This window comes from Roseimicrobium gellanilyticum (assembly GCF_003315205.1).
GTDB lineage: Bacteria > Verrucomicrobiota > Verrucomicrobiia > Verrucomicrobiales > Verrucomicrobiaceae > Roseimicrobium > Roseimicrobium gellanilyticum.
In genome coordinates this window covers 256,021-269,390 of record NZ_QNRR01000002.1, presented here as the reverse complement: position 1 = coordinate 269,390, position 13,370 = coordinate 256,021, and the positions used below count along the sequence as shown (strand labels likewise).

Below are 13,370 nucleotides of genomic sequence, written 5' to 3'. Positions count from 1 at the left end.
TCCATCTCACCCACGACCCGCATCCTCCTCATGGCTTCCGCTATAAATAAGATCACCTTCTCTCCTGCATGGCACGACCGGATTAAAAAGTCCGGTGTCATCGCCACCATCGTTCTCGACGATCCCGATGCCGCTGTGCCACTGGCCAATGCGTTGTGCGATGGCGGCGTGGATTGCATTGAACTCACCCTGCGCACAGAAGGGGCACTAGAGGCCCTGCGCCGCATGTCCAGTGAAGTGCCTCGCGCGCTGGTGGGTGCCGGCACCGTGCTGACACCACAGCAAGTGCACGCCTGCGTCGCAGCCGGAGCCAAATTCGGAGTGTCCCCAGGAACGAATCCCCGCGTCGTGCAGGAGGCACAGGATGCAGGCTGGTCCTTTGCTCCCGGCGTGTGCACCCCCTCCGATGTGGAGCGCGCGCTGGAACTCAGCTGCACGCTGCTGAAGTTCTTTCCCTGCGAGCCCTGCGGTGGTCTCCCCTACTTGCGCAGCATGGCCGCACCGTTCACGCACCTCGGGGTACAATTCGTGCCTCTAGGTGGCATTGATGAACGCAATGCCGCCAGCTATCTGGGAGATCCCCTCGTGCCCGCCATTGGCGGTTCGTGGCTCGCGCCGAAGCAGCTCATCGAACAGCGCGACTGGAATGCCATCACCACACGGGCACGTGCCATTCGTGAACTCATCGATCGCACCCGGGGAGGCAACTCATGAGCCACTCCACCGTCGTCACGCTGGGTGAGATCATGATGCGCCTCGCCACGCCAGGGCACGCACGATTCCAGCAGGCCATGCCCGGCACGCTGCAAAGCACCTTCGCCGGAGCGGAAGCGACCGTAGCAGCGGCCCTGGCGCACTGGGGTGGCAATGCTTCCTTCGTATCAGCACTGCCGGATCACGCCATCGCAGATGCGTGTGTGGTGAACCTGCGACAGTTCGGCGTGGAGACGCGTCATGTATTGCGCACACCTCACGGCCGACTCGGATTGTTCTTCCTGGAGACCGGTGCCAATCAGCGGCCACATCAGGTCATCTACGATCGTGAAGGGGCTTCCGTAGCCATCACGCCACCAGAGGCCTACGACTGGAATGCCATCTTCGCAGACGCCACCTGGTTTCACATCACCGGAATCACTCCCGCGCTCTCCGAGAATGCGGCGAACCTTGCGCGCACCGCACTGCGCGAAGCCTCCTCAAGAGGCATCAGCATTTCCCTGGATGTGAACTTCCGCAGCAAGCTGTGGAACTGGTCTCCTCCCCTCGCCCCGGTTCAGCTCGCGGCTCGCACTCTGCAGAAACTCATGCCCATGGTGACTGTCTTCATGGGAGGCCGCGAAGATGCCGCTGCGTTGCTGAACATTCACGCGGATGCCGGCGCTGAGAATCCCGATGTGGATGTGGCCCGCAAACTCGCCGCCCGATATCCTCAACTCACGCACATCGCCATGAGCTTGCGCGAAGGTGTTTCTGCCAATCACAGCCTGTGGAGTGGCATGCTCCATGAGGTGGCCACGGACACCACCCACTTCGCCCCCGTGCATGATGGAAGCGTGGTGCCACATGAGATTCCCAACATCGTGGATCGTCTCGGCGCCGGCGATGCATTTGCAGCAGGCATCATCCACGTGCTATCTGGAGCTGGTTCAAGTGACGCCGCCCGTGCCCTTCGCTTTGCAGTGGCCGCGGGGTGTCTGGCACATTCGGTCGAGGGCGACTTCGTCCACGTCTCCCGTGCCGAGGTCGAGGCGCTGATGCAGGGCGATGCCTCTTCCCGGGTGAAACGCTGATTTACTTCGCACGATTCGCGCCATGGCCACCCGGTCCCGCTCCCTTTCACCAGACGCCATCACTGCGGCAGCACCTTCCCGTGTACGGAGCAGCGTGTTGTGGTTCGTCTGCATCCTGTCCATGATCACGTATCTGGACCGCGTGGCGCTGGCATCCGCCGCGGGTGACGTGGTGAAGGCACTGGACCTGCAGAGTGTAGCAGATCTGAAATGGGCCTTCACCGCCTTCGCGCTCGCATACGCACTCTTCGAAGTACCTACCGGCTGGATGGGCGACATGTTTGGCCCTCGCAAGGCGCTGCTGCGCATCGTGCTCTGGTGGTCCGCCTTCACCGTGCTCACCGCGGCAGCGGGATTGAAGTTCGGCCCCGTGACTCTGGGTCTTGGATTCCTGATTGTGGTGCGGCTCCTCTTCGGCATTGGCGAAGCCGGTGCGTATCCGAACATCACCCGGGCCCTGCATAACTGGCTTCCCCTGCAGGAGCGCGGGCGCGGCCAGGGCAGGGTGTGGTTTTGCGGGAAACTCATGGGCGGGCTTACTCCTTTCCTCTGGACGCTCCTGGTAGTCGGCACCGCCTACACTCCGGCGTTATTCAACTGGAGAACCGCATTCTGCCTTTTTGGTCTGGTTGGTGTGATATGGTGCATCAGCTTTGCAAGGAAGTTTCGCGACCAGCCAGAGCAGCATCCCGGAGTGAATGCTGCGGAGCTGGAGTACATCCATCTCAATCGCTCCCAAGTGCATGAATCCCACAGTGGCGTGCCATGGAAGCGCATCGTCACGGATTGGAACTTTCTGACCCTGTGCCTCATGTACTCCGCGCAGGCATACGGATGGTATTTCAACATCACCTATCTCCCGCAGTTCCTGGAAACGCAGTACGGCATGCCAAACTCCAGCCTGCTGGGTGCGCTCTACAAGGGCGGACCACTGCTTGCCGGCGCCCTGGGCTGTCTCTTCGGAGGCATGATCACGGACGCCATTATCAGTCGCACCGGTGATCGGAAGAAGGCGCGGCGTCTCTGCGGCTGGGTGGGCCACAGCATGTGCATCCTTTGCTTCCTCATCTGCCCGATCGCGCCAAACGCCTTCGTCTTCTTCCTCGCGGTATCACTCGCCGCCCTATGCACGGATCTCACGCTGCCCAGTGCATGGGCCACGTGCCAGGATATCGGCGGAAGCTTCGCTGGAACCATCGGCGCCTTCATGAACATGGGCGCCGGTCTCGCAGGAGCGCTCGCAGGGTGGCTCACTGGCTCCGTGCTGGAGCATGCGGTCATGGACCGGGCGGCTTCGCTGGGAGTCACGGTAAAGGCCCTCACCGTAGAGCAAACGCAGGCGGCACTGCTGCACGGCTACCACGTGAACTTCTACAGCTTCGCCGCGCTCTACGTGGTGGCTTTCCTCTGCTGGTTCAAGATTGATCCCACCCGTCCCATCGATCCGGCCACGTCCCCGGACTGACACTCCCATTCACGACTGATACACCTCATCATGAATACTCACGCCTTCATGAATAAACTCGCCGCCTGCGCGTTTGCGCTGTTGAGCTGCGCTTCCCTGGCTTCCGCCGCAGATCCTCACGATGCCCTCACGCCAGTGAAAGTAAACTTTTCCCCGGGACCGGAGTATGGGGACCACACCCGCATCTTCCAGGGCATTCCCGGCATGGAGCGCTCCACCAATGGACGCCTGTGGGCTCTGTGGTACGCAGGCGGACCTGATGAGCCTGGGGAAGGCAAGGGCAACTACGTGGTGCTCGTGACCAGCAGCGATGACGGCAAGACGTGGTCAGGCCCCAAACTGGTCATCGATCCTCCCGGCGATGTACGAGCCTATGACCCTGCCCTGTGGCAGGATCCGCAAGGACGGCTCTGGCTCTTCTGGGCACAATCCAGCCACTGGTGGGACGGGCGCTCCGGCACGTGGGCCATGGTCACCGAGAACTCCGGTGACGAGAGTCCTGAATGGTCCGAGCCGCAGCGTCTGTGCAACGGCATCATGATGAACAAGCCCACCGTGCGCAGCAACGGCGAGTGGCTCCTGCCCATCTCCATGTGGGCCATGACCGCAGACAAGCGCACCCGCGAAGAGCATCGCCACAACCTTCCGGAGGAAAGCGGCGCACAGGTGGTGATTTCACGAAACAAGGGCCACACCTTCGCCTTCCTCGGCAAGACACGCGCTCCGGAAAATATCTTCGACGAGCACATGGTCGTGGAGCGCAAGGACGGCAGCCTCTGGATGCTCATCCGCACGAAGCTCGGCATCGCGGAGAGCACCTCCACGGACGGCGGCAAAACCTGGACTCCGGGAGCACCCTCAAAGATCCCGCATGTGAATTCGCGCTTCTTCATCCGCCGACTGAACTCGGGGAAACTGCTCCTCGTACGGCACAACCCACCCGACATGAAAACGCGCTCACACCTCGCCGCGTTTCTCAGTGATGATGACGGCATCACCTGGACGGGCGGTCTCATGCTCGATGAGCGCAAGGGTGTATCCTACCCTGATGGCGTGCAGGACAAGGACGGCGTGATTCGCATCATCTATGACTTCGAGCGCACTGAGGCAAAACAGATCCTGATGGCCGTCTTCACCGAAAAGGATGTCGCCGCAGCCAAGCCCTCCGAGACCACGCGCCTGCGCGTGTTGGTGAACCAATCCACCGCCATCTCACCAAAGAAGAAAGAACCGGAGAAGAAGGCCCCTGCTCCAACCAAGCCCGCGACCACCTCTGCCGCTGTTCCCTCTCCCGAGACCTTCGGCGTCACCACGCTCACGCCACCGGTGCTCAACACCCATCCCAGTCCGCGCTACTGGCCGCGCCTGCGCATGTGGCAGGGCATTCCCGGAATCGAGCGCAGCCCCAACGGCCGTCTCTGGGCCACGTGGTACACCGGCCCCCTCGCGGAGGGCAGTGAGGGCAACCACGCCGTGCTTGTCACCAGTGATGATGATGGCAAGACCTGGACGAACCCGGTTGCCGTATATGACGCCAGCCTGTTCTTCAGCGGCAACACTGGCGACCCTCATCTCTGGGTGGATCCCAAGGGACAACTCTGGTGGTTCGTGTACCGCAACATGCGCATCAAGGATCCCAACGGCATTCGTTCCCTCTGGGGATTTCGCATGATCGATGCGGAAAGTGCCTCACCCCAGTTTCACCCACCTGTCTTCGCCGGATTCGGCGTCGGCTTGAACAAACCTACCGTGCTGGCCAATGGCGACTGGATTCGCCCCATCGACAACTTCAACTCCAAGGATCCCGAGCGCACCCTCTTCTATGTCTCGCGCGATCAGGGAGCGAGCTTCACTCCACTCTCCAAGGCACGCATCAAGGACGGCGTCTTCTCCGAGCATCAAGTCGTGCAGCGCAAAGATGGCAGTCTCATCGCCCTCGTGCGCACCAGCTACGGCATTGCGCAGACCGAGTCCTTCGACAACGGTGCCACCTGGGTGAATGACAAACCCTTCACCACGGAGCGGGGCGTGAATACGCGCTTTTTTTTCACCAGGCTGAAGTCCGGAAACTGGCTGCTGGTGGTGAATGACGTCCCCAAGGGGCGCAGCCGCCTCACCGCCATGCTTTCTGAGGATGAAGGCAAGACCTGGCCGCACAAGCTGCTGCTCGATGACCGCCAATCCGTGAGCTATCCAGATGGCACGGAAGGTACGAATGGCTTCCTCTACATCACCTACGACTGCGGGCGGTACACCAAGGACGAACAGGAGATTCTCTTCGCCAGGATCACCGAGGCCGACATTGTGGCAGGCAAGCTTGTGAACGAAGGCAGCCGGCTCAAGCAGATCATCAACCGACTCGCCGACCATGGCGGCGGAGTGCGGGAGACCCGCGAGCCACAACTCATGGAGCAGGCGGACGAAGCAGCAAAAGGCAAGAAAGCTGAGAAAGATTGAAAAACCTTTCTTCCTCGCTTCGGTTATTGCCTCCCACATTGATGATTCCCCTCCGCTTTCCCCTGCTCAACTCGTGAACGATGACCTGACCATCTTCGTCAGGGCCGTGCAGGCGGCGGACACTCTCCCTGTGGAGGTACGGGAAGCTGCAGTCTCGCTCGATTTCGTATCACGGAGTACTTTTGATCAGGACTATCTGGACTTCATTCAGGAGCAAATCGGTCTCGCAGCCCGCGGCCCTGAGCACACAGCCCTCTTGAAGGCTCGTCTCGCGGCACTTACCCCCTACCGCGACACCCTGACTCTTTGCGGATTCATCCCGGTCAATGACCGCCTCTGGTCCGTCCGCGTGGATCCGGCAAAGGCCGTGGTGATTCATGGTGAAGATGCGTCCTGAGGCGAACACAGTGGCCAAGGCGCAGTGGAGAAACTTCTTGCTGCGCGTCGCGGCCTTACCCTAGCATGCCCTTCCAATGAAAACGAACTCGTTGGCCTTCGCAGCATGCCTGGGCATCATCATCACGACGTGGACTCCTGTGGAAGCAGATGACTCAAAGGTCCAACCAGCAGTGTCCCAAGATCCGATGACGTTGCTGGACGATTTGAGCGTCCTGAAAAAAGGAGACATGCTTTCTGTCACCATCAAGGAGGACAACTCCAAGACCAAATGGATCCAGGTACAGACTACGCAGCCAGCCGCTGGCGACGTTCAGTTTCCCTACCTCGGTCTCGTCAAAGCTGAGGGACTCACGCCCAAGAAGCTTGCCGAGAAGTGCAAGCTTCTCCTGGAAAAACACCATTTCAAACCCGCCACCGTCATCATCGCCCTGGTCGAGCCCGAGGAACTTCAGCCCGGGAAGGTAAAGAAGCCGCCCGGTGGTCAGAACTGACACCGGCCACTGCCTGCGTCTAATGGGCTACTGCCCGCGGCTGTTGTACCGGTCGCGGTACTTCTGCATATCTCCGGGGCTCATCAGATCGAAGGTCACATTCACGACTTGGCCATCTTCACGCTTCATCCGCACGCCCGTCGCGTCGTAGGCTTCAATCGTTCCGCGAATCGTCCTGCCATCTTTCGAGGTGATAGTTTCGAGGCCACCCGGCTCTGACCCAGCGCCAAGCAGCGGATTTCCGTTCGTTTCCCCGGAACCTGCCGCGGAATCTGAAGACACTTGGGCACCGAGTGCTTCTTGCTGCTTCTTCACTTCATCCAGAAACACCTGCTTCCACCCTCGGGCATCCGTAGCCATCAGCACAGCCACGGGCGCAAACACAATCCAGAGAGGCAGGACAATCAGCGAGAACAACATCGCCACACAGCCTTTCAAGGGAGCCCCCTTGGCCATCATGATGATGGACGCAATGAACAACACGAGGCAGATGGCCCAGCCCACAATCCACATGACAAAGCCGAATTGGGGAATCACCGGCCCCACGAGCCCCACCACCACAAGGAAAATCGCCAGACGGGTCACACCTGCGGCCTCAGATTGCCCATCATAACGGCTCGAAACCCTGTTTCGATATTTTCCGGTATATCCTACAGACTCCTGTACACGACTCATGGAACCTATTTTGTCCACGGCCTACACCCAGTCAACTTTGTTCCCGGGGCACTTTCTTTATCGAAACTGGAGCGGGTGACGCGATTCGAACGCGCGACATCTTCCTTGGCAAGGAAGTGCTCTACCACTGAGCTACACCCGCATTGTTTAGTGCGGACGGTGATAATGGCGAATTACGTGAATGTTTCAAGTCGAAAGTCGCATTTTCTTTGTTATTCTTTCTCCCTCTCAATGAACAAGCTCGACGAAATCATCGCCCACAAACATACCGAAGTGCAGCGCCTTTTGCCCCGCATGGAGAAACTCCGTGCTGCCGCCGCTGGACGCAATGATTTCCGCTCGCTCTACGACGCTCTCCGCGCCGACCCCGGCCACATGGGCCTCATTGCCGAGGTGAAAAAGGCCTCCCCCTCCGCAGGGGTCATCCAGCCCGACTTTGACTACCTCACCATTGCCCGGACCTATGAAAAGGGCGGCGCCAATGCCCTCTCTGTCCTGACCGATGAAAAGTACTTCCAAGGGAAGCTGGAATACATGACCACCATCCGGAATGAGGTCAGCATACCGGTGCTGAGAAAGGACTTCATCATTCATGAGGCCCAGATCTTTGAGGCCGTGGTCGCGGGTGCGGATGCCATCCTCCTCATCGTGGCCGCACTGAAGCAGGATCAGCTCGAGCACCTGCTCGAAGTCGCCCACACCTTCCAGCTCGATGTGCTCATGGAAGTGCATGACCTCCCCGAGCTCGAGCGCGCCCTGGCCACGAATGTGCGCATCCTCGGCATCAACAATCGCAACCTGAAGTCCTTCACCGTCGACCTCGCCACCACGGAAGCTCTCGTGGAGGAAGTGCCCGATGACGTGGTGCTCGTGAGTGAAAGTGGCATCAAGTCCGTGGAAGATGCCCAACGCCTCGCCGATGCCGGCGCTGATGCGCTGCTGGTGGGCGAGACCCTCATGCGCCACGAGCGGCCCATGGACATGGCCCGTGCCCTGCGTGTTGAGCGGGTGATTGTGGAGAAGTGACATTGAAGAGCTGCTGAAGCAGCTCCTCATCTCGCCACCCAAAATTCGATTCCACTATATCCTTGCCGAAATCCATCGTCCGTGGTGCGATGACGGGTATGGCACGGAATGCACGCACTCTCTTCCGGGACCAGCCCGGAAGACACGCCCTCTGTAGTGTTGCGGTCTTCTTCTCTCTTCTCTGCTTTCCTCCAGAAGGGTTTTCACAAGAGGAACCCAAATCAAAGCCGGTCACTACGATCGATCAGGCCAAAGCCGACGTGAAGAACCTGGCAAATGCCACCCTGGCCTATAGGACTGAATACAACCGCCTGCCGCTACAGACCATCCATACAGACGAGACAAAGGCGCTGGCCTCCGAGGGAAAACTCATGGAGATCCTCCTCGGCCTCGACCTCCGGCTCAATCCCCGGCAGGTGATCTTCTTCGAAGGGACCACACAAGCAGATGGCAAACGAAAGAAAGTCAGCGGCTCCACTGCACTCGATCCCTGGAACCATGTCTATCGCCTGCAGTTTGATTGGAATAGTGACGGCAAGGTGGATGATCCCGAGCATCCAGGAAAATCAATCTCCGCTGTAGTACTGGTATACTCCGCCGGACCTGACCGCGACTTCAGCACCTGGGCTGACAACATCACGAGCTGGAAATGACCGCCGAAAAATCCCGTATAATTTCTGCACGCGCCTGGATCATTGTATCCGTGGTCATCATGCTCGTTGTCGTCATCTCCTTGTATCTCCCAAGCATGATGCGGACGACCCAGCGTCCCATTGAGCGGGAGGAAGTGAAATTGCTCGAGATGGCCATCAAAGGTTACCAAACTGAATACAACAAACTCCCCGAACTCGGCGCTACGGACGAGACCAAATTCGTCGAATCCACAGGTCTGCTGATGAAGATGCTCGCGGGCAGGGACGAGCAGTTGAACCCACGCATGATTCCCTTCTATGAATCCATGCATCGTCCCACCCGGGACAAGTTTGGGGACGGAAGAGCAGAGTCCGCACCCACCGATGAAACCGACGTGCGGGATCTCAAGGGCAACCGCTACCGCCTGCATTTTGATTGGAACGGCGACAAACACATTCCCAACCCCAGGGAACCCGGAAAGGAAATTCTTGGCTCCGTGATCGTGTACTCGGCCGGACCGGATGGTGACTACTCCACATGGGAGGACAATTTCACCAGTTGGGAAAACGAGGAGCGCTGATCATGCTGAGTCCTTATTCTCTTGCCGTGTTCCACACCTCTATGGTGGAATCGGTGCATGAGTGATCCTTCCAACGCTCCCCCACCGCAGCCTGCTCCGCCTCCCTGGCCCGTACCACCTGCCAAGAAAGGCATGTCCACCGGCTGCATCATTGGGTTGATTGTTGGGCTCGTTGGCCTCGTCCTGGTAGCCATGCTCGTGGCCATAGCCATTCCCGTCGGTCGAAAGGTGCTGGACAAGGCCCGCAGCCTTCAGGTAAAGGCCACTGCGAAGGGGCTTGAGATTGCCGTCAAAGGCTACGTGAACGAATACAGCAGACTCCCCAATCTGGGTACCTCCAACGAAGGGGCTTTCATGGAATCAGAGGGCCTCGTGCTCGATACGCTAACGGGAAAGAATACCGACCAAAACCCGCGCCAAATTGGATTTTTCGAGCTTCCTCCTCCAAAAGGTCCCGGAGGCAGCTTCACCACATCGAGCGGAGTCGAGTTGCGTGATCTCTTTGGCAATCGCTTCCGCATGCATTTCGACTGGAATGGTGATGGCAGCATCCCGGATCCAGAGCATTCCGGCGCCTCTCTTCCCGGACCGGTCATCATCTATTCTGCTGGCGCCGATGGGGACTACACCACCTGGAAGGACAACGTGAAGAGCTGGGGGCCATAGGCGCCGTGATCCGTTATTCTCTTGCTCCATTTCACGTGCTCATGGTGCAATCACTGCATGAGTGATACATCATCCTCAACTCCACCACCACTCTCGCCGGCTCCGCCGCCCGTTCCGTCCACTGGCAAGGGGATGTCGATTGGCTGCATCATTGGGCTGGTGGTAGGCGTCGTGGGTCTGCTCGTGTTGATCATCGTGGCCGTACTGGCCTCACTGGCCATTCCTGCCTTCCAGAGAGTCAAGGCGAAAGCCAGCAGCGCACAGACCAAGGTCGCAATCATGGACCTTGAAGTCGCCATCACCGCCTATCAGGCCCAGTACAACAAACTCCCGGACCTCGCGGAGACCGATGAAAAGAAGATCGTGGAGAGCCGGGGGCTGCTGCTCAAGATCATCATGGGCAGGCATACTCCCAACGACTTTGGATTCTATGAGCCCCCACCCGCCTACACCACCGGCAAGGGCCGTCTCATCACCAATGACGCAGGCGAGTTCGAACTGCTGGATCCCTTCGGCAAGATGTATCACCTGCACTTCGATTGGGATGGAGACGGCAGCATTCCCAACCCAGAGCACCCTGGAGCCACCATCCCTGCGCCAGTGATCATCTACTCAGCCGGCCCCGATCTCGCGTACGACACCTGGGATGACAACGTGAAGAGCTGGGGGCTGTTGGAACAGTGAGCGGGCCTCCTATTCTCCTGCGCAATCCACTCTGCCGCAGCAAACTTTCTTCAGCCCGTGAGCGAACAAAATGAATCACCCACGCCAAAGCCGCAGCCACCACCTCCGGGAAAAGGAGGCCTATCTACGGGCTTCATCGCAGCGTTGGTGCTTGGAATTACACTGTACGTGTTTGTATCCTTCATGCCCTTGAGAAGCACGGTCTTCATACAACCGCCTGCCCTCTTTTGAATCTCCTCCACCCTGGACAGACAATGCTGCTGGCTATGATACCACCAGCGAACAAGGACGAGCCATCATTGCCATCTTGATGGGAACGGACACTTCGAAGAATCCCCGTGGGACTGGCTTTTATGAGCCCCCACCAGCCAAAAAGAAGGGCGGTGGCTACAGCCCGGAGCCTGGGCTGGTGGATGTCTGGGGTACCAAGGGCTACGTCGTCATCTTGGACTACGATGGTGACAAAGAAATTGCCGACCCAGAACATCCCAACGCAAAGATCACGGCTTCTGCCCTCATCTATTCTGCGGGACCGGATGGTGACTTCAGTACGTGGAAGGACAACGTGAAGAGCTGGGGACCGTAAGGGAGTTTGCGCCGACAATTCGAAATGCGACCGCGTCAATAAGACGGCACAGATGGCGAGCCTCCACGGTGCGATTCAATCGCATGAAACGTGTTGAATTCACCATTCGCAATGATGACGGTGATCTGTTGCGTGAACCGGGCTTCGTGGACCAATGTTCGGAATTACCAGCAGCTATCATGCTCGCGGTGGAAGATTTCATGGAGGTCAAAGGCGGGAAACTGCATCTCCCGCTCCTCATTCACGTAAAACCAGTGGCCGACACCGAAGCCTGCTGAACCGCTGATGAGGTAGGGACCTCTCAGAAACACAAAGGCGAGTCCCTTTCGGAACCCGCCCTTGCGTGATTGCTTCGTCAACTGTTGATCGTTGACCTTTGCTCGCTGTTCGTCAGCCTCAGCCCAGCTTCGCGAGCGCGGCCTTCACGGCTTCGAAATCCGGCAGGTCCTTCGGAGTAGCAGTCTGCTCGGCGTACTGAATCACGCCATTCTTGTCGACCACGAAGGCAGCGCGCGCGGCAGTGTCACCGATGCCGGCCAGATTGGGGAACACGACGTCATAGGCCTTGATGGTGGCCTTGTTCAGGTCGCTCACCAGCGTGATGGTGATGCGCTCCTGCTTCGCCCAGGCTTCCTGCGCGAAGGGGCTGTCCACGCTGATGCCGATGACATCAGCATTCAGGCTGCTGAACTGGCCAAGACCAGCGGTGATGTCGCAAAACTCTGCCGTACACACGCCGGTGAAGGCGAGCGGGAAGAAAAGAAGCACGGTGTTCTTCTTGCCGTAGTTCGCACTGAGGGTCACGTCCTTGATCTCGCCGGAGCTCTTGGACTTGAGGGTGAAGTCAGGGGCGGAAGTGCCGATGGAAAGGGCCATGGGATGTTGCTGTTACAGTTAAGATGAATGAGGTCACTGGCGCAGCGGAGTCGCCGCGCAGACTGCCGACTGTGGAGGGAACGGGCCATCCGTCAACGCACTTTGCATGGCAAGGCTCCCCTCGGTAAAGGATGTCATACTTCCCAAAAGTTCCATCATACCGCACACAGGGCTCCGGATGGAGTATGTAACCACAAAAGCCGGATCCATGGATCCGGCTTTGTGGGCAAAATCGCGAGCTTGGCGGGCTTGCCGCCCTGCTACTGGGTCCTCACCACCAGCACGCGGCGGTCGAGTTGAAGCTGTGACTCAGTGCCGTTGGGGAACTTGGGATAGTTTTCTCCGTAGCCGTGTGCGCTCAGCAGCTCTGAGGGCACACCATAGGTCTTGATCAGCTCATCGAGCACACGCTGCGCACGCGCGGCAGAGAGGGACATATTGAACTCATCCGTGCCCTCCGTGCTGGTGTGTCCCTCGATGTCGAATCTGGCGTTGGGATTCGTCTTGGCGACTTCCATGATGCCGTTCGCTGTGGCTTCCAGGGCGACGCGGGACTCGTCATTCAGCAATTGCGCCGTCTCCACGACAAAGAGAACCGGTACCGTCACATAGGGCAGCTCGCGGTCCTTCACCACGACCACCTGCCTTTCCACATCATACACACGTGTCGGCGCGGGAGTTGTGGTTACGGTCGTGGTGGTCGTTGTTGCGACCGGAGGCGTTGTCACCGTCGAAGGCGCGACGGTGACCACCGCCTTCGGCGCAATGGAAAGACGCTCGCGCACCACCACCTTGTTCAGAGGTTGGGCGGGCGGTATGTCGTCCACGACCACCTTCGTCCGGGGAGAAGGAGGCACGATTTCCACGGGCGGATTGTTCTGGGCGAACACGGTCATCTGGGCCAGCGTTACCACTGGCAGCAGGAGAATGGAAAGCTTCATGGCGATTCAGGTCAGGGGTTTGGGCGCAGTGCTCCGTCCCACACCGGATGACCAGCGCGAGCACGCAGGTGAGACTGCTCCCCGGGAATCGATCCCCGCCCCGC

16 protein-coding genes and 1 tRNA gene are annotated in these 13,370 nt (G+C 59.0%); 13 read left to right on the top strand and 4 right to left on the bottom strand.

From position 1 onward, the window contains the following. The first annotated feature begins 30 nt into the window (after positions 1-30). The 6 genes from DES53_RS06430 (at position 31) to DES53_RS06405 (ending at position 6,599) form a co-directional block, all read left to right on the top strand. The gene (locus DES53_RS06430; RefSeq protein WP_113957413.1) at positions 31-714 is read left to right on the top strand and encodes a bifunctional 4-hydroxy-2-oxoglutarate aldolase/2-dehydro-3-deoxy-phosphogluconate aldolase; all 684 of its coding nucleotides are present in this window, start codon (positions 31-33) and stop codon (positions 712-714) included. Then, on the top strand, positions 711-1,787 hold the full coding sequence (locus DES53_RS06425; RefSeq protein WP_113957412.1) for a sugar kinase: 1,077 nt from the start codon (positions 711-713) through the stop codon (positions 1,785-1,787). The genes DES53_RS06430 and DES53_RS06425 overlap by 4 nt, the downstream gene beginning before the upstream one ends. A 22-nt stretch (positions 1,788-1,809) precedes the next feature. Then, complete coding sequence (locus DES53_RS06420) at positions 1,810-3,252, top strand: MFS transporter (RefSeq protein ID WP_113957411.1); 1,443 nt, start codon at positions 1,810-1,812, stop codon at positions 3,250-3,252. A 30-nt stretch (positions 3,253-3,282) separates the two neighbouring features. Next, positions 3,283-5,709, top strand: a complete 2,427-nt coding sequence (locus tag DES53_RS06415) for a sialidase family protein (RefSeq protein ID WP_113957410.1) — start codon at positions 3,283-3,285, stop codon at positions 5,707-5,709. Positions 5,710-5,782: 73 nt separating this feature from the next. After that, on the top strand, positions 5,783-6,106 hold the full coding sequence (locus DES53_RS06410; protein WP_113957409.1) for a hypothetical protein: 324 nt from the start codon (positions 5,783-5,785) through the stop codon (positions 6,104-6,106). A 76-nt stretch (positions 6,107-6,182) separates the two neighbouring features. Further along, positions 6,183-6,599, top strand: coding sequence for a polysaccharide biosynthesis/export family protein (locus DES53_RS06405; protein ID WP_113957408.1), 417 nt, complete (start codon positions 6,183-6,185; stop codon positions 6,597-6,599). A 27-nt stretch (positions 6,600-6,626) separates the two neighbouring features. Here DES53_RS06405 and DES53_RS06400 read toward each other — a convergent pair whose 3' ends face one another. Both DES53_RS06400 and DES53_RS06395 read right to left on the bottom strand, forming a co-directional pair. Further along, entirely contained in the window at positions 6,627-7,274 is a 648-nt protein-coding gene (locus DES53_RS06400; protein WP_147263249.1) for a hypothetical protein, read from the bottom strand. Positions 7,275-7,341: 67 nt separating this feature from the next. Next, positions 7,342-7,416, bottom strand: a tRNA-Gly gene (locus DES53_RS06395). An 89-nt stretch (positions 7,417-7,505) separates the two neighbouring features. Between DES53_RS06395 and trpC the strand changes: the two genes are divergently transcribed. The 7 genes from trpC (at position 7,506) to DES53_RS32830 (ending at position 11,727) form a co-directional block, all read left to right on the top strand. Continuing rightward, positions 7,506-8,300: an indole-3-glycerol phosphate synthase TrpC gene (gene trpC / locus DES53_RS06390; RefSeq protein WP_113957406.1), complete on the top strand. Its 795-nt coding sequence runs from the start codon at positions 7,506-7,508 to the stop codon at positions 8,298-8,300. A gap of 62 nt (positions 8,301-8,362) precedes the next feature. Beyond that, positions 8,363-8,953, top strand: coding sequence for a hypothetical protein (locus DES53_RS06385; RefSeq protein ID WP_147263248.1), 591 nt, complete (start codon positions 8,363-8,365; stop codon positions 8,951-8,953). Between the two features lie 95 nt (positions 8,954-9,048). Beyond that, the gene (locus tag DES53_RS06380) at positions 9,049-9,513 is read left to right on the top strand and encodes a hypothetical protein (protein ID WP_170156902.1); all 465 of its coding nucleotides are present in this window, start codon (positions 9,049-9,051) and stop codon (positions 9,511-9,513) included. A gap of 57 nt (positions 9,514-9,570) precedes the next feature. Then, complete coding sequence (locus DES53_RS06375; RefSeq protein WP_113957403.1) at positions 9,571-10,179, top strand: hypothetical protein; 609 nt, start codon at positions 9,571-9,573, stop codon at positions 10,177-10,179. A gap of 57 nt (positions 10,180-10,236) precedes the next feature. Continuing rightward, a complete protein-coding gene (locus DES53_RS06370) occupies positions 10,237-10,863 on the top strand; it encodes a hypothetical protein (protein WP_147263247.1) in 627 nt (208 codons plus the stop codon). A 310-nt stretch (positions 10,864-11,173) separates the two neighbouring features. Then, the gene (locus DES53_RS06365) at positions 11,174-11,449 is read left to right on the top strand and encodes a hypothetical protein (RefSeq protein ID WP_113957401.1); all 276 of its coding nucleotides are present in this window, start codon (positions 11,174-11,176) and stop codon (positions 11,447-11,449) included. Between the two features lie 83 nt (positions 11,450-11,532). Next, positions 11,533-11,727: a hypothetical protein gene (locus DES53_RS32830; RefSeq protein ID WP_113957400.1), complete on the top strand. Its 195-nt coding sequence runs from the start codon at positions 11,533-11,535 to the stop codon at positions 11,725-11,727. A 118-nt stretch (positions 11,728-11,845) separates the two neighbouring features. Here DES53_RS32830 and DES53_RS06355 read toward each other — a convergent pair whose 3' ends face one another. Both DES53_RS06355 and DES53_RS06350 read right to left on the bottom strand, forming a co-directional pair. Further along, on the bottom strand, positions 11,846-12,325 hold the full coding sequence (locus DES53_RS06355; RefSeq protein ID WP_113957399.1) for a redoxin domain-containing protein: 480 nt from the start codon (positions 12,323-12,325) through the stop codon (positions 11,846-11,848). Positions 12,326-12,585: 260 nt separating this feature from the next. After that, positions 12,586-13,266 carry an OmpA family protein gene (locus DES53_RS06350; RefSeq protein ID WP_113957398.1) on the bottom strand — a complete coding sequence of 227 codons (681 nt, stop codon included), beginning with the start codon at positions 13,264-13,266 and terminating at the stop codon, positions 12,586-12,588. Positions 13,267-13,370: the final 104 nt, after the last annotated feature.

Excerpts from the sequence above, each read along its gene's own strand:
- DES53_RS06430 (WP_113957413.1), top strand. The coding sequence starts at position 31 with ATGGCTTCCGCTATAAATAAGATCACCTTCTCTCCTGCATGGCACGAC.
- DES53_RS06425 (WP_113957412.1), top strand. The coding sequence starts at position 711 with ATGAGCCACTCCACCGTCGTCACGCTGGGTGAGATCATGATGCGCCTC.
- DES53_RS06420 (WP_113957411.1), top strand. The coding sequence starts at position 1,810 with ATGGCCACCCGGTCCCGCTCCCTTTCACCAGACGCCATCACTGCGGCA.
- DES53_RS06415 (WP_113957410.1), top strand. The coding sequence starts at position 3,283 with ATGAATACTCACGCCTTCATGAATAAACTCGCCGCCTGCGCGTTTGCG.
- DES53_RS06405 (WP_113957408.1), top strand. The coding sequence starts at position 6,183 with ATGAAAACGAACTCGTTGGCCTTCGCAGCATGCCTGGGCATCATCATC.
- DES53_RS06400 (WP_147263249.1), bottom strand. The coding sequence starts at position 7,274 with ATGAGTCGTGTACAGGAGTCTGTAGGATATACCGGAAAATATCGAAAC.
- trpC (WP_113957406.1), top strand. The coding sequence starts at position 7,506 with ATGAACAAGCTCGACGAAATCATCGCCCACAAACATACCGAAGTGCAG.
- DES53_RS06380 (WP_170156902.1), top strand. The coding sequence starts at position 9,049 with ATGATGCGGACGACCCAGCGTCCCATTGAGCGGGAGGAAGTGAAATTG.
- DES53_RS06375 (WP_113957403.1), top strand. The coding sequence starts at position 9,571 with ATGAGTGATCCTTCCAACGCTCCCCCACCGCAGCCTGCTCCGCCTCCC.
- DES53_RS06370 (WP_147263247.1), top strand. The coding sequence starts at position 10,237 with ATGAGTGATACATCATCCTCAACTCCACCACCACTCTCGCCGGCTCCG.
- DES53_RS06365 (WP_113957401.1), top strand. The coding sequence starts at position 11,174 with ATGGGAACGGACACTTCGAAGAATCCCCGTGGGACTGGCTTTTATGAG.
- DES53_RS32830 (WP_113957400.1), top strand. The coding sequence starts at position 11,533 with ATGAAACGTGTTGAATTCACCATTCGCAATGATGACGGTGATCTGTTG.
- DES53_RS06355 (WP_113957399.1), bottom strand. The coding sequence starts at position 12,325 with ATGGCCCTTTCCATCGGCACTTCCGCCCCTGACTTCACCCTCAAGTCC.
- DES53_RS06350 (WP_113957398.1), bottom strand. The coding sequence starts at position 13,266 with ATGAAGCTTTCCATTCTCCTGCTGCCAGTGGTAACGCTGGCCCAGATG.